Source organism: Citrobacter sp. Marseille-Q5395 (genome assembly GCF_947057495.1).
Taxonomy (GTDB): Bacteria; Pseudomonadota; Gammaproteobacteria; order Enterobacterales; family Enterobacteriaceae; genus Citrobacter; species Citrobacter murliniae.
The window spans coordinates 226,548-243,888 of the sequence record NZ_CAMSEL010000009.1; the positions used below are offsets into that span (position 1 = coordinate 226,548).

At 51.4% G+C, this 17,341-nt stretch carries 7 protein-coding genes; 3 read left to right on the forward strand and 4 right to left on the reverse strand.

Annotated features, from left to right (window positions below; all coding sequences use genetic code 11):
* Positions 1–5: 5 nt before the first annotated feature.
* The 4 genes from OH663_RS12150 to pheP form a co-directional block, all read right to left on the reverse strand.
* Positions 6–1,157 (reverse strand): Gfo/Idh/MocA family protein, encoded by a 1,152-nt coding sequence (locus tag OH663_RS12150; protein ID WP_200010478.1) that lies wholly within the window; start codon positions 1,155–1,157, stop codon positions 6–8.
* Positions 1,154–2,182 carry a sugar phosphate isomerase/epimerase family protein gene (locus OH663_RS12155; protein ID WP_200010477.1) on the reverse strand — a complete coding sequence of 343 codons (1,029 nt, stop codon included), beginning with the start codon at positions 2,180–2,182 and terminating at the stop codon, positions 1,154–1,156. Before OH663_RS12155 ends, OH663_RS12150 begins: the two co-directional genes overlap by 4 nt.
* Before the next feature lie 15 nt (positions 2,183–2,197).
* Positions 2,198–3,439, reverse strand: coding sequence for an MFS transporter (locus OH663_RS12160; RefSeq protein ID WP_045440896.1), 1,242 nt, complete (start codon positions 3,437–3,439; stop codon positions 2,198–2,200).
* Positions 3,440–3,602: 163 nt separating this feature from the next.
* A complete protein-coding gene (gene pheP / locus OH663_RS12165) occupies positions 3,603–4,997 on the reverse strand; it encodes a phenylalanine transporter (protein ID WP_045440895.1) in 1,395 nt (464 codons plus the stop codon).
* Between the two features lie 385 nt (positions 4,998–5,382).
* Between pheP and OH663_RS12170 the strand changes: the two genes are divergently transcribed.
* From OH663_RS12170 to OH663_RS12180, 3 genes are all read left to right on the forward strand, one after another.
* The gene (locus OH663_RS12170) at positions 5,383–6,558 is read left to right on the forward strand and encodes a coiled-coil domain-containing protein (RefSeq protein WP_200010476.1); all 1,176 of its coding nucleotides are present in this window, start codon (positions 5,383–5,385) and stop codon (positions 6,556–6,558) included.
* 613 nt (positions 6,559–7,171) lie between these two features.
* Complete coding sequence (locus tag OH663_RS12175) at positions 7,172–7,750, forward strand: helix-turn-helix transcriptional regulator (RefSeq protein ID WP_048221898.1); 579 nt, start codon at positions 7,172–7,174, stop codon at positions 7,748–7,750.
* Between the two features lie 195 nt (positions 7,751–7,945).
* Complete coding sequence (locus tag OH663_RS12180) at positions 7,946–17,284, forward strand: autotransporter-associated beta strand repeat-containing protein (RefSeq protein ID WP_263525749.1); 9,339 nt, start codon at positions 7,946–7,948, stop codon at positions 17,282–17,284.
* Positions 17,285–17,341 lie beyond the last annotated feature (57 nt).

The following is a 17,341-nucleotide window of genomic DNA, read 5'->3' on the forward strand; positions in this document are numbered from 1 at the left end:
CGTATTTAACGCTGTACCGGCACCCAACGCTGCTGCTGATGGCTTTTTATAATAGCATCAATGATATACATCACATCAGCGCCATCCGTGAACGAAGCAAAACGACGGGCCTCAGGTGCAGGCATTTTCCCTGCCTGCACCGCCTGGTAAAACTGCAGCATCATATTTTTGAACGCATCTGGCCACCCCTCAATATGTCCGCCCGGAAAATGCGCACTTGCGGCTACCTCGGCATTCATCAGTCCCGGATCATCCGTCAGGATCTGATTCGCCTGCTGGCGATGTCCCACCCATAGTTGCTGCGGTGTTTCCTGGTCCCAGCTCAAAGAATGTTGGCTGCCGTTAATCTCAAAACTCAGATGGTTCTTTCGCCCGGCGCTGACCTGAGAAATACTAAAACAGCCCTTGCTACCATCCTCAAAACGCACCAGCACCGATCCACAGTCTTCGGTAGTAACCGGTTTATCTTCAAGCTGTCGGTCTGCGGTCTGCTGATTAAAGGTCGCACCACCGGTAATGCTGGCTTTGCGTGTTGGCCAGACGATAGCAAGATCGGCCATCACCTCCACAATACGCTTGCCAGTAACGAACTGCACCGTGTCGCACCAGTGCGAGCCGATATCTGCCACTGCCCGCGAGCCACCGCCAAGTGCTGCATCGACGCGCCAGTTGTAGTCAGTTTCCAGCAGCATCCAGTCCTGCAAATAGCAGCCCTGTACGGCAAACAGACGCCCAACGCTGCCGTTGCGTACCATGCTGGCCGCCTGCTGCACCATTGCAAACTGGCGATAAACAAAGCTAACACCATGCACCACGCCCGCCTGCTCAGCCAGCTCCACCAGTTCATGAGCCTCATCAGGCGTCATACAGAGCGGCTTTTCAGAAAATACATGCAGCCCGGCACGCAAAATCTGTCGATTGATGTCAGCATGCAGATGATTCGGCGTGCAGTTATGCACCACCTGTAGCCCCGGATGCGCCAGCAACGCTTCAACGCTACCGTACGCATGGGGAACATGTAACGAACGAGCCCGTTCATCAGCAACGGCCTGTGAGCTGTCGCAAAGTGCCACCACGTTCACATTACCCAGCCGACGCAGCGCCTCAATATGCGCAGGCCCAATAAATCCGCTACCAATAATACCAACCTGTATCATTTGCGTACCTCATCGCCAGCGGCGAAATCATCAAATGCGCGAGATGAAACCGGAATAATATGGCGTTGAATAAACCCGCTACCTTCACTGGCCCCCGTTTCTGCCTCTTTCAAACAGCATTCCCACTCCAGGACTGCCCAACCATGATAATCATATTGCGTGAGTTTGCTGAAAATCGTTTTGAAATCAACCTGTCCATCCCCCAGCGAGCGGAACCGTCCGGCGCGGTCAATCCATGGCTGATAGCCGCCGTACACGCCGCTTCGGCTATTGGCACGGTACTCAGCATCTTTAACGTGAAACGCTTTGATGCGCGAATGGTAGATATCGATAAACCCGAGATAGTCCATCTGTTGCAATAGCAGGTGGCTGGGATCGTAAAGGATATTGCAACGCGGATGATCATCAACCAGCGCCAAAAAACGCTCGAAAGTGACACCATCATGCAGATCTTCGCCTGGATGGATCTCATAACAAACATCCACGCCGTGTTCATCAAAACAGTCAAGAATGGGCCGCCAACGACGTGCCAGTTCCTGAAATGCCTCCTCAAAACGCTGGCGATTATGCGGTGGCCACGGATAAAAATAGGGCCAGGCGAGAGAACCAGAAAACGTCGCGTGCGCCGTCAGCCCCAGCCTTTGTGAAGCGGCCGCAGCCTGTTGTAACGTCTGTGTCGCCCACGCCTGGCGGGTCTGGGGATCGGCGCGTAATGACTGTGGTGCAAATCCGGCAAAAGCATCATCGTAGGCAGGATGGACCGCAACCAGTTGACCTTCGAGATGAGTGGATAACTCGCTGATCGCCAGCCCATGTTCCGCCAGCATCCCGCGAATATCATCGCAGTAGGTCTGGCTTACCGCAGCCTGTTCGACATCAAACAGCGACTTGTGATTACACGGGATCTGTAATGCCTTATAGCCTAATCCCGCCGCCCACTCAGCCAGCCCTTTCAGGGTGTTAAACGGAGGTTGCCCACCGATAAACTGTGCCAGAAAAATCCCCGGTCCCTTAATGGTTCTCATAACCCCTCCTGAATATTACGCGCGCTCTTTCTCGTCATACTTGAAAGAGAAAAGGAAAATCACAGCAATTACTGCGGCGGCGACTGCCGGGATCCACCAGAAAGTAGTCCATGCCTGAGGCACGGTCTGTCCCGCGACCAGTCGGTTATACAGCGCACCGGAAATTTGCGAACCCAGCAGCATGCCAATCCCGTAGGTAAACATGACGATCATGCTTTGCGCCTGACCTTTTACTTTTTCCCCGGCAATACGGTCGGTGTAGATAAAACCAACCACAAAGAAGAAGTCGTAACACACCCCATGTAACAAAATACCGAGATAAAGCAAGAAACGCCCCTCTTCACTGATGCCAAGCGCAAAGAAGGCATAACGCACAAACCAGGCGCACATGCCGATAAGCAGCATGTATTTCACGCCCAGTCGTCGGAACAGGAACGGGATCACCAGCATGAAGAAAATTTCAGACATCTGGCCGAATGACATGGCCGTGCTGACATCACCAACGCCCGCATCCGCCAGAAACGACGCGGTGTACGCATAGTATGTCCCCAGCGGCACTGAGATTAACGTCGCGCAGAGAGAGAAGACAAAGAAGTGGCGAGTTTTGAGTAAAGCAAAGGCATCTGCGCAAAACAGATCACGCACTTTTACCGGCAGCCCTTTCGCCGGAGCGGGTGTATTGGGCAGCGTCAGACTATAGAGCGCCAGAATCACTGAAATAACCGCAGCCAGCGTAAAGATGCCTGTCGTATCTGAAATGCCGGTTACGCCGATGAAGATCCCCGCGACAATCCAGCCAATAGTGCCAAACACCCGCACTACCGGGAAAGTTTTGTCTTTATCGGACAAGCTATGAAATGCGATATTGTTGGTCAACGCCAGCGTTGGCATGTAGCACAACGTGTAGCCAAACAGCAGACCAATCAGCAGTGCGCCGTTTTGCGCCACCAGCGCCTGCGGCACAAACCAGAGGATCGCAGCCCCAGCAAGGTGCATCACCGCCATCACCTTTTGCGAAGCAAAGAAGCGATCCACCAACATCCCCAAGACAAACGGCGACAAAATCGAGGCGATTGGTCCGGCGGAAAACGCATCACCAATCAGCAGCGACATGTTGTGCTGGCTCATCACCAACCCCAACGTGACAGACCAGCTTCCCCAAATAAAGAACTGTAAAAACATCATTAGCGAGAGCCTCGGCACCAGCAGTCTGTACCGTACGCTCTGTTTTCCACTACTTTCGGTTGTCGACACCATTTTTTGCCTCACCTTTAAAAAGTAATCGATTACAAACAGGTTCAAATAAAAAGTAATCGATTACAAAATAAAGATCCTGTGAAGCGATTCAGAACTGCGAGTTCAATCACGATAAAGATCGAGAGATGACCGATCTCATCATCAGGATGAGATCGGTTAGCGATTAGCGGGCTTTACGGCGCAGCAGTTTGAAGGCAACAAACAGGAACAGGATCCATGCCGGCAGCAGCATGGCCGACAAGCGCATATCATCCATGGTACACATCAGCACCAGGATCAAAGCAAGGAAGGCAATACACAGATAGTTTCCGACCGGATATAACAGCGCCTTGAACTGGGTATCACGCCCCTTGCGACGCATCGCCGCACGGAAACGCAGATGCGCCAGACAAATCATAATCCAGTTCAGCAACAGGGTCGCAACCACCAGCGCCATCAGCAAACTAAACGCTTTTTGCGGCAGCACGTAGTTGATCAATACCACCAGCGATGTGATAGCGCCGGAAAGAATCAATGAGTTAACTGGCACGCCGCGACGGCTGACACGGGTTAAGAACTTCGGTGCATTCCCCTGTACCGAAAGGCCAAACAGCATACGGCTATTGGAATACACGCCACTGTTATAGACCGACAGCGAAGCTACCAGGATAACGAAGTTGAGCGCTGAAGCCACCACGTTGCTGTCAAGATTATGGAAAATCATGACAAACGGGCTGCTGTTTGATTTCACTTCCACCCAAGGATACAGCGCCAGCAATACCACCAGTGAGCCGATGTAAAACAGCAAAATACGATACACCACCTGGTTTACTGCTTTCGGGATACTTTTTTGAGGATCCTGTGCTTCAGCCGCTGTAATGCCGATCAGCTCCAGTCCACCAAAAGAAAACATAATCACTGCCAGCGACAGGATCAAACCATTCCAGCCGGTAGCAAAGAAACCGTTGTAGCGCCAGAGATTATCGATGCTCGCATGTTCACCGCCGTTGCCGGAAAACAGCATCCATATACCAAAACCAATCATGCCGATAATCGCCAGCACTTTAATCAGTGCGAACCAGAATTCCGTTTCACCATACAGACGAACGTTGACCAGATTGACGGCATTGATAATAACAAAGAAAGCGGCGGCCCAAATCCAGGTCGGGACATCGGGCAGCCAGTACTGCATGTAGATCCCGGCTGCGGTAAGCTCCGCCATGCCGACCAGTACAAACATTACCCAGTAGTTCCAGCCAGACAGAAAGCCGGCAAAGGGTCCCCAGTATTTATAGGCAAAGTGGGCAAACGATCCGGAAACGGGTTCTTCAACCACCATTTCGCCCAACTGACGCATAATCAGAAACGCGATTATTCCGGCGACACCGTAGCCCAGCAGGACCGCAGGTCCCGCCATCTGAATTGCCGGGCCAATCCCCAGAAACAGGCCCGTGCCAATTGCGCCACCCAGCGCAATTAATTGAATATGGCGGTTTTGCAACCCCCGCTGAAGCGTCGGTTCATTAGTCGACGCGGCATCGGACACACTAGTGTCAGATGCAGTTGACGCGTTTTTCACGCCCTACCCCTGTGTGGTTTTTATTGAAGGGGCTTCTTTTAACATTTCAACCTGGTTGTCGCAAGGCGCAATCGTTTGGATACGCCGGGCTGCCTTAACTCAACGCGCCGGGGCTCAGGATAAAAAATCAGAAGTCACCGCTCACGAAAATCTTCAATACCAGAGTTCGCGCAGCTTGCGGACGATATAAAAGATGAAACGAGGCTTTGAACACCCGAACAAATGCGCGTTACTGCCGCTTTTTTATAATTACCGTGAATTATTCTGGACGAAAAGGCATCGCAGGCCACAGAATGCGCTTTACTGTTTTTCCAACATTTTCAAACGGGTGAACCCACTCTGGTATCGGTCACTCGTTTTTGAGCCACGCCAGGCAACGACTGTCATGAATAAGATCATTAAACGACTCGAAATCGTCAAAAGCGCCATCGAACTGGAAGATGAGGAGATTATTTTCCAGCAGCTGGCACATCTGAAAAATGAACCATTGGCAGTCATTCCTGGTGCGATAGTACAGGCTATCGAAGAGCGACGTTTCAACGATGCCCTACACGAAATTTCCGGCTGGTTACAATCTCAGCGAGCGGTATCAACGTGGCAAGACCCTGGCATCGCAGCCAGTAAACTCGAACTAAAAGCGCTCGAGTCACAACTGCGAGACCTTATTGATAAGCGCAACACACACATTCAAATCCTGGATGAATTTAACGACCTGTACCATCTTCGCCTCGGCCCGTTAATGAGCCGGATTCTGGAACTGCGCAAACAACTGGCCGCCAGCGCACTGCGCAAACAGGAAGCGGAGAGAAAACGACGGGAAAAAGATTATCAGTCCTGCCAGCACTATATTTCACAGGCCGTTGATCAACTGGCAAAACTCAAGCAACACTGGGTGAACCTGAGTTCTGACTCCCGAGAGTCCGTGGAAACCCGTCAGCGTATTCAGCAACAAACTGAGCTTATCACCGCCCTGCTGGCAGAAATCCGTGAACTGGAAAACGATTTTTCTCGTCAGGACGACCGCGCTACCCGGCAGGCTCAGGAAGAGGCCAGCCATGAATATGATGAATACCAGGAACAACAGCAGGATGCTCAGCATCGCTTTACCCGCGATCAGCGGCTATCTCCGAATGAACGTAATGAGTTAAAACGCCTGTGGCGTCAGGCCAGCCGCCTTTGCCACCCGGACGTCGTGGCAGATGATTTAAAAGAAAAGGCACATCAGATGATGGTGCAGCTTAATCAGGCGCGACAAAATGCCGATCTGGCAGCCGTTCGGGCATTGCTTACCCAACTGCAAAGCGGCCTTGAACCAATGATGGCAAGTGACCGACTGAACGATCTGGAGCATTTACGCAGCAAAATACAGCAGCTCAGAGAGCAAATTAGTGCTCTGCTCAAAGAGATTACCGAACTGGAAGCTGAAAACGCCTGGCGCCTGGCCACTTCAGTGACGGATAAAGAGGCTTATTTTTCAGATCAACAACGGGCATTAACGGAGATCCGTAACACGCTGGAAGTACAGGTACAACAAGTGGAACAAGAGCTGTTGGCCAGTTGAGGATTCTCGGATTGCGTGATGAACACAGTGGTGATGGCATGAGTGATTTGCGCATTAAGCACGAATAGCTCATTTTGACATTAAATTTTAAGATTTGCATAAAACTAAGGATAAAATCATAAAATATAAATAATTAAAGACATTTAATTCAAATATGACAATATTTTCATCTACCAACAACCCTCATACTTTACTGCCCTGTCGCTGGTTAAGAATTCTCTCACCCCCTTCCCTATCTGTTAAGAACACTACATATCTTATTGTATTAAAAAGATTTTTATAAAATAGCCATCTATAACCCTAAGAATCCCCTGTCTTTGTCACACTGGCTGACAGGAAACCCCGACGATTCATAAGCGAAATCTATCAATCATCTGCTCAGAGGTGAAATAAACGATTTATCTTAAATTTTCACAAAGAGTAATATCTACTTTAAGAATAGTTAATTATTTAAATCAATACAGAGAATATCTGTTAAATCCGAATAAATAAGGATGCGTTCAAACCGAAGAACGGAATACGAAATTTAATTAACACTTCACGCGTCGTAAAAAACTCTTTTTTAGCATAAAAAAGAGGCGATTGCTTGCACCAAAATTTCAAGGAGATCGTTATGTCTAAGGCTGTTTTTTTGGGTGATTCAATTTACCCCTGGCTAGGCATGCGAGAAATCCTACGTGGCTCATCATTATTAATTGATATCGCGTACTTTTCCTCACAGACGCTTTCTGCCGTCAACAAGCTATCTCATGAAACAGATTGCATCATTATTAACCCCGGCAATTCAGATTTATTAAAATATGCCCGGATTATCCGCAATATGGCTTTACATCCCTCCACGAAAATTATCGTTCTGGCAGATGAAGTCACCTTCTCTATATTTCAAACTGTTTGCGGGATGAACATGCAGTTTCTGGATCAAGACGCCAGCCTTGATCAGCTACTGCATACAATAACTCGTATCACACAAAACAAAAAATCACGCAATATCAAAGAACTGAACAATAAGATTACAGCTAACGAATTCAACGTAATGATGATGCTTGCCCGAGGCTGGTCGCTGACACAAATCGCAGGAGCATCACAAAAAAGCGAAAAAACTATTGGAGCGTACAAAAGCAACATCGCCAGAAAACTCGGTAAACATAATACCCGGCTAAAGTACACCATTTCCCACTATAGCCAGTCGTAACTTACTTATTTAAGGATACTGATAACGGTTATTTTTTAAGAGGCTTACTTTCGGCTCTTTTTTTATTCCGCATAGCCCGGAAGGGGTCTCTATTTCCGAAAATTAATTTACCCGGTAGCACACCCGCGTGCCAACCATAGCCAACAACTCAACGTAATAACACATGCAATACAGAAATGCAGACGAGGGTTATATATGAACAAGGTTTACAGCATTATTTGGAACGCGGCGCTCGGTATCTGGGTTGTCGTTTCCGAATTAACCAAAGGTAAGAAAAAAAGCAGTTCGCGTAAAACTGTCGCGGTACTCGCGGCTACAGCCTTAATTAGCACCTCGCCACTCGTAGCGGCGGATGACATCGGCAACCATGATATTTCTGTCGATTATAATAATATTGTCATTCAACCGGGTACAAATGACGACGTTCACAATGATGGCTTCCTCTACCAGAACACCACTAACGGTGCGGTGTTAAACGTCACTGGCGCATTGCCGAAGATTGAGCAAGGCCAAACCGGCCTTGTCGAATCGGCGACTATTGAGCAGTTGCTAGAGCAAAAGAAAATCACCCTCACGGCGACCATTGGGGGCGTTACCACTCCGATTACAACCGTTGAAGAACTGGAAAAGTATTACTACAACCAGCCGACGACGACGCCTGCTCAGGATGACAAAATCACCGTCATTGACCCTGCATTACAAACCCCGGCAGATATGCAGGTCTACAACACCGATGAACTGGTTCACTATCTGACCGAAACCCCGTTAGAAGGCATTACGTTAAACACCTACGACGCAGCCCTTTCAAAAATCTATAACAACTTTGGCATTGCGCAGGCCAGCAACGGTTCGACGGCCAATCTGAACATTGGTAACGATCAGAAAAATGCCCGTGATGATGAAAACACCATCAAACTCCTGGCTAAAAACAGCTCGTTACTCGAAGCCAGCGGCGCAGATAGCAAGGTTAACTGGATATCCGACAACTACATCTCATTTGGCGCCGCCCCCGTTGTCCCGAATAAAAGCTTTAACGGTTCTCAGACAATGGACCAGTTCGGCAAAGTGTTGACTATCGATACCTACGGATACGACAGCGAAGGGAATGCGGTGAAAACCGGTACCCAGGAGTTCGATATCACCAATACCGAAGAGCTTGGCGACCTTAATGACTGGCTGCTGGGCGAAAGTGATACAACGGTCTTAAATGCACAAGGGAACAAGGTAAGCCAGCTGCAACTGATGCTGGACGCCAATCGCGCCACCATGTCGCTCAAAGATGTTGAAGACTGGTATGCGAAGTTGATTACCAGCGTTTTACAGTCCGATACGGTAACCGGCTCGGTTGACTGGGACTATAAAGTCTGGACTGATGGCGAGGGTCATACTAATAACGCCACGATCGGTAATACCGAGCTGCACGCTGTCTACGCACATGGCGCGGGCGCAACAGGCACAGTGACACAAGATTCTGTACTGGCGGTAGACGGCAGCATTAATGGCGTGATGAAAGGCACGGAAGGTGCCGTTATTACGAACCAGGGCTCCCTCAACGTACTACGTACTTCCACAGGCCACAGTCTGGCGATTGGTATGCTGGCGGAAAACGCTACGGCAACCAACACCGGTACCATCAACTCCGGCTTGTTCATCGATAAAGATGGGCGACAGGCTCTGAATAGCTACGGCGCTATCGGTATGCAGGGCAAAGGGGCCAGTACCGTTACCAACGATGGCATCATTAACCAGGCCATCACGACGAATAACTATGGCACCGCCTCAGCTGCCAACCCATGGGATACCAACACCACGGTAACAACGCCAATTACGCTGGCCATCGGTATGCAATTATCGGGGAACTCTACCGGGGTTAACAACAAAACCATCAATATTGTGGACGGTAACGCCAACGGTGCCTCTTTCGGGAAAGGCACAGCCTACGGCGTTGAAGTAACTGATGGCGCAACCTTCACTAACAGCGCTGGTGCATCTATTTATCTGGGCCGTGATGGTTCCAATACCTCTCAGGATGTTGCGATGGCTGGCGGGTCAAACCTTAGCGCCGGCATCCACGCGCGAGGGACTGGTACCGTGACTAACGCGGGAGATATTACCCTCGGTACAGGCGTACGTAATGCTGCAGGTATTCTGGTTGCTGGTGCGGCCGGGAATGTCATCAACTCCGGCAAAATTTCGGTTAATGGTAAGACATCCGGGCTACCAAACTACGGGATGTCGGTACATAACAGCGGCGCCAATGCGGGTCAAACTATCCGTAATGATGGCGAGATTAATGTTAACGGCAAGAATAATATCGGCATTCATGTCCGCGCAGACAGCACGGATGCCAAAGTGACCACCAGCCAGGCCGGTCAAATTACGGTGAACGGTGAAGGAGGAACCAATGAGCGAAACTACGCCATTTGGGTTGAAGGCTCCTCCAGCAAGCAGGCAGTTGCTGATATCTCTTCCGGCATTACGCTGAATGGTACCGGGGACATCGGCGTTCACGTTCGCGGTAGCGCAACGGCGAATATTAATAACGACAGTAGCCCTGTGTTTAACAGCACCGATCAGATAGGCTATTATTTGTACGGTGCCAATGCGGTCGCTAACATTGGCAAGACGGAGATGAATGATAATGGCCAGACCAATACCACTATCTTCCGTATTGCTGAGGGCGCTAAATTTGCCGGTAACAGCAATGATCCGGTAACCGGCACGGCTTCCGATCTTAAACTGACACTCAGCGGTAAGAATTCTGTTGGTGTACTGGGTACCGGGAATAATACCCTCGTTCAAACAGGTGAAGCGACGTTCAACGTCGGTGGTCAAGGCGCATCGGCCATTGTGATTGAAGGCGGTGCAAGCGGTAATATCAGCGATAAAACCACCATTAATTTGACCGGTGTCGAAACCACTGCCGGCATCGTCGACGGCCAGGCGCATAATTTAAACGGCTCCAGCCAGGGCAACCCTGTCGAAACCACCCTCATCTCTGACGCCAGCATCACCTCCGAAGCCAGCGGGAACAAGGTTATCGCGTATGTAGCGAAAAATCTGGGGAATATTATTCTCAACGCGAAAGCACTGGTGGATCTCGACAGTATCGACAGCATCGGTGTCGATGTGCAACAGGGCGGACGTTTAACAAATAACTCGTCCAACGCTTTACATGTCAGTAACGGTATTGGCGTACGCGCCTCCGGCTCTGATGCGCAGATCAAAAGGCTCGGACAGATCAAGGTCGACGATGGTACCGCTGGCGTTTTGCTGACAAACGGTGCCGTACTGGACATTACCGCCGCGGCCGGTGACTCCATCATCACGAATGGCACCGCCGACGGTATTCGCCTGGATGCCGGTGCAGGCTCTCTGACAGCCAAAGGGGTTTCCATCAGTGCCTTGGGCACTGGCGCGGGGATCCAGAACGACGCCAACAGTAGCGACATTACGCTCAATGATGTCACCATTAATGCCAACGACGGCTCAGGTATCCGTACCAGCGTTGCGCTGAATGTAAAAGACGGTGCGGGCAATAAGCTGAATGTCACCGGCAGCGGTACCGGTTTTGCTTTTGAAGAACGCGACGGTAGTGCTGTGAAGGGCGATCTGAATATTGGTACGGGTTACACCGTGCTCGTCCATAACGCAGCAGGTAATGCCACAGGGAGCGGGATCCGCGCCAATACCAGTGGTAATGTCACCACCAGCGCCGACATTACCGTTCAGGACAGCACGGGTGATTCAGCCGTTATCGCGAAAAATGTTAACTCTCTGACCAACAACGGGAAAATCATCTCTAATAGCATCAATGGTCCGGTGATTGATGCCAGCGGCGCTAACGGTAAAACCATTACCAATACGGGAACTATCCGCGCCGCCAGCGACACAGCCGTGGCAATTCAGTCCGGTAACGGCAATGACACCATCAATATCAACGGCGTTGAAACGGTAGGTGTCATCAATACCGGAGCTGGCACGGATACCGTTAACTGGTCGAAAGGCACCTTTGCAGGTGAAATGAATTTCGCTGGAACCAGTGGAAACAATAAAGCCAATATCGGTAACGTCGAGCTGGGCAATACGCGCCATATCATCACCGCAGCAGGTGCAGGTAACGCCCTCACCTTTACAGATACGCATGGCACGGGTGCCAAAATTGGCAGCCTGGGCAGCGATAATCTGGGCACAGGCACGAATATCGGTACCGGTTGGGACTCACTCACGCTTACCGGCTCTCAGGCCGATATGCGCATCGTGGATCGTCTGACACTGGCGAGCGAAACGATCGCCGTTAATAACGGGGCAACGCTGCGCACTGGCGACCACGGTGAGTCCAGCAGTAATGCCGCCACCATTGGCGATTACAACATCACTACTAACAACGCTGCCAGCAAAGTCATCTTTGATACAACGGGCGACAATAACCAGGCTCAAATCTATAACGGCATCATCAGCGGCAGCGGGAATTTTGAACGTGCGGCGGGCGGCACTACGATCTTCACCGCCAACAACACCTATACCGGATCCACCACCATTGATCAGAGTGGCACGCTGCAGTTAGGTTCAGGCGGGAATACCGGGGAAGTCAGCGCAGTGTCGAATATTCTCGACAACGGCATACTCACCATTAATCGTGCCAATAACGTGCTGCTTAACGGCATCATTTCCGGTATTGGCGCGCTGCAGCAAATCGGTGGCGGGACTACGCGTCTGGGCGGGAACAATGCCTATAAAGGTGATACTACCGTCACGAGCGGGGCTCTGTTGGTTAATGGTAACCAGAGTGCTGCTACTGGCATAACCACTGTCAGCAACGCTGCCACACTGGGTGGTAACGGTGTGATCGGCGGTCACGTGGTGATGAACGATGCCTCGACAATCAGCGCCGGTGACGGTGGCGCAGGCACGTTATCCATTAACGGCAGTTTGCAACTCGGCAACAAAACAACCTCCGCCTTCGAGCTGGGTCAGGCCTACACGCCTGGCGGCAAACTGAACGACCTGATTAACGTCACGGGCGATCTGCAACTTGACGGTACGCTGGATGTCACCACTTCGCAGGGCGGTAATTTCGGACCGGGTGTATACCGTATTTATAATTACGGCGGCACGCTAGATAACCAGGGGCTGGATCTGGGCGCGATCCCGGACAGTCAGGATAAGAGCAACGTTTTTGTCCAGACCTCTATCGATAAACAGGTAAACCTGGTTAACGCCAATGGCGTCACCCTGCAATTCTGGGACGGTGCGACCGTCAGCCAAAGCCACGGCGCAACGGGTATCGAAGGCGACAGCAAAATTGACGGTGGCGATGGTAAATGGATGGCGATCGGCAACCAGGGTGATAACAACTGGACGACGGCAACCGGCGAAGGCAACGCACCATGGGCACAAAAATCTTTCGCCGTGTTCACGGGCAATGCCGGTACGGTAACCGTTGATAAAGCTGCGGGTGAAGTCAACTTCTCCGGGGCGCAGTTTGACGCTGATGGCTATGTCGTCAAAGGCGATGCGCTCAACGCCTATGCCACCACAGAAAATGCGACGCATGCGGGTCAAACACCCGGGACTGGTGAACTGCTGCTGCGCGTAGGGGCCGGCGGCGCGGGGCAAAATTACACCGCCACCATAGAATCCATCATCCGTGAAGCCAGCACGAGCGATAAGCTAACACTGGTGAAAACGGACCTCGGTCGTCTGATCCTGAGCGGCGACAACGAGTATCGTGGCGGAACACGAATTGATGGCGGTACGCTGCAAATTTCTTCTGACAATAACCTCGGACAAAGCGGCACAGGTCTGGAGATCAACAACGCTTCGACATTGCAATTAGGCACGGATCTAAGCACCGATCGTACCATCACGCTGGGTGCGAATACCGATGCAGAAGTGTTTGACCTGAACTCACATCACTTCACCCCAACCGGAGATATCACCGGTGATGGCAAACTGAAAATCACCAGCAGTACAAGCGATGCGGGCAGTACCCTGACGCTCGACAGAGCAAACAGCTACAAAGGGGAAACCGAGGTCGCAGGTACGGGCAATGCTAACAATGTTACCGTCAACGTCAGCAAAACCGGCGCATTTGGTAGCAATGACAGCAGCACAGTTACCGTTAATAAAGGCGCGACAGTTAACGTTAGCGGGACGGATACCAGTCTGCAATCGCTCACCATGAACATTGCCGACAGCCTGCTAACCCTGGCTGACAATGTGACAGCCGCGAGCGCGAAGCTGAATCTGACCGGCAAAGCGAAAGCAGTATTAACTCAGGATTCCACTGCAGGTGACGCAACGGTTAACGTCGGGAAAGACAGTACGCTGGCGCTGGAAGACAACACCAGCGGCGGCAGTGCCGATGTGACCAACAGCGGATTGATGACCTTTGCTGACCTGGCGATGGCAGAAAACGCTGTCGTCAAAAACCAGGCTGGCGGTATGGTCGACATCAGCGCGGTAAACAGCGCAACGTCTATCGGTTCGCTGTCTGGCGCAGGTAACGTTGAGCTGGGTAATAAATCCCTGTCTCTGGGCAATCTGAACTTTGATGACACTATCAGTGGTGTCATCAGCGGGAATGATGGCAACCTGGTGAAAATCGGTACCGGCACGTTAACGCTGGAAGGCGACAACACCTATACCGGCACCACGGATGTCAATCAGGGCGTGCTGCTGGTGAACGGTAATCAGTCCGCCGCAACAGGCCAGGTCACCGTGAAATCCGGGGCTACGCTCGGTGGTAACGGTATTATCGGCGGTGCAGTCGATGTGCTGGATAACGCCCATATTACCGCCGGTGCAGCGATCAACAGCGTGGGTAAACTAACGACTGGCTCTCTGACGCTCAGTGATAACGCCCAGCTGGATTATCAGTTTGGTCAGGCTTATACCCCAGGCGGGGCCTTCAACGACCTGATTGATGTGAACGGTGATCTGACGCTTGACGGTAAACTCAACATTGAGACATCGCCAGGCGGAAGTTTCGACGTTGGTGTCTATCGCGTCATTAACTACACCGGTACGTTAACCAACAACGTGATGGACATTGCTAACGCGCCGGAAGCTGCAGACAGCCTGTATGTACAAACCTCGGTGAAAAATCAGGTCAACCTGGTCAACCATGCAGGACTGACACTGCGCTTCTGGGACGGCACCGGCGGTGAGAATGGCGAACTGAAAAACAACGGCGTCATCAACGGTGGTGACGGTATCTGGCAATCCAGCCAGGGCAACGACAACTGGACAACCGATGAGTCCACACCAGAAGGTGCATTAAACGCACCGTTTACCGATGCCGCATTTGCTGTCTTCCAGGGGGAAGCAGGCAACGTTACCGTTGATAACAGCAAAGGCGACGTGATCATCAGCGGTGCGCAATTCGCTACCGATGGCTATCGCGTAGGTGGTGAAGCCATCACTACCGATACGGCCGATACGTTGATTCGCGTCGGCGATGGTACTGTAGACGGTATCAACTACACCGCGACCATCGACAGTGTGATTCGCGGAACCGGTGGTTTGAACAAAGGTGACCTCGGAACGCTGATCCTCACCGGTGACAATACCTACAGCGGTGGAACCACCATTACGTCTGGTACGTTACAAGTGGCTGGTGATACCAACCTCGGGGCGGCAGATACCGGGATCACCTTCAATGGCGGTACGCTGAAATATGGCGACGCATTTGATACCGCGCGTCAGGTCACTCTGGAATCCGGCGGCGGGACATTCGACACAAATGGGTATGATGTTTCTCTGCTGACGGAAGTCGAAGGTTCCGGTCAATTGACCAAAACCGGTAAAGGCATACTGACACTGACACTGGACAATACCTACACCGGCGGTACGACTATCGAGCAGGGTGTGTTGCAACTGGGTAACGGCGGTAATATCGGCAGCGTACAGGGGGATATCGTTGATAACGGCATTCTCAATATCGATCGTGCCGATACGCTGGCATTAACCAGTAATATCAGCGGCGAAGGCCAGTTGTATCAAACAGGCAGCGGCACCACTGTTCTGCAAGGTTCCAATACCTACAGCGGAGCGACCCTGATTGCCAACGGCGTACTCGAGGCAGGTAATACCGATACCCTGAGCGCAGCATCACACCACTATGTTGCTACAGATACCGCGCTGAATACGCAGGGTTACAACCAGACGGTGGCAGGACTGGATAACGGTGGTGATGTATCGCTCCGTGGTCAACAGGTCGGTTCAACCATAACCGTCAAAGGGGATTACCGTGGTGAAAATGGTACGTTGCAAATTGCTGCAGCGCAGAACACCAGCGGAACAGGCATTGCGGATCGCTTGATTATCGATGGCGGTCAGGCTAGCGGCAGTACCCTGCTGGATGTTGACGGTTCCGGTCTGGGCGCTCCGACAGTTGGTGATGGTATCGAAGTGGTTACCGCGCTCAATGGTGCAACTACCACGGCGCAAACCTCACAGGATGCATTCCATCTGGCCAGCGCGCACATGGCTGCGGGCGCCTTTGAGTACCAGTTGCATGCCGGGAACACACAAGGCCAAGGAGAAAACTGGTATCTGAGAAGCGAATACCGTCCGGAAACAATGCTGTACTCCGGCCTCGCCAGCGTCGTTCGTCAGGGAGACATCAGCCTGTTGGGTAACATGCACCAGCGAATGGGGGATGATGTTAAACCGGGTATTGATGAAGACAACCGCGCCTGGGCCAGAATGATCGGTTACTCCGGTAAAACCAAACTGGATGATGCGGCAGGTACGCAAACCAGTTCACATACCACGGGTATCCAGGTCGGCGTCGATATGTATGCTACTGAAAGCTGGAAAGCCGGTATGTATGCCAGCGTTCTCGACATTGACAGTAACGTTCAAGGGACGAAAACGGGGAGCAATGGTAAAGGCGGCAATATCGACGACAACGCATTTTACGTCGGCGGTTATGCTACCTGGTTCTCTGACGATGGTATGTACGTCGATAACGTCCTGCAGTACGGTAACCATAAATCCCGTCTGTCCGCATCAGGTAATAATGGTTCATATAGCGTGAGAGGCAATACCCTGACGGCTTCGACGGAAGTGGGTAAATCATTCCGTTTAGGCGCCAGTGCCTGGAGTCTTGAACCGCAGGCGCAGTTGATCTACCAATACAGCGACTTCGACAACAGTACGCTGGATGGCGAAACTAAAACGAAGGTTAATCTGGATACCGCAGATTCATTTACCGCTCGTCTGGGTGTGCGCCTGGTCGCCGACTACGATACCAACCATGGCAAATTCCAGCCTTATGGCCGGGTAAACGTCTGGCAGGGTCTGGGTTCAAAAGACAAAACACACTTTAGCAACGCGGTCGCAACCACTACGCTGGAATCATCACAGCAGTACTCCAGTACTGAAGTTGCAGCCGGCCTGAGCTGGTCTATCGACAGGAATTTGCAGGTCTACGGTGAACTGGGAACCCAATTCAGCAATGGCAGCAATAAGTCGCAGGTTGAAGCCCCGGTGAATGCATCGATTGGCTTTAAGAAATCGTTCTAACCCAGCATAAACTTAGCCAGCCTCCTGTTTTCACAGGAGGCTTTTTTATGCCCGCTG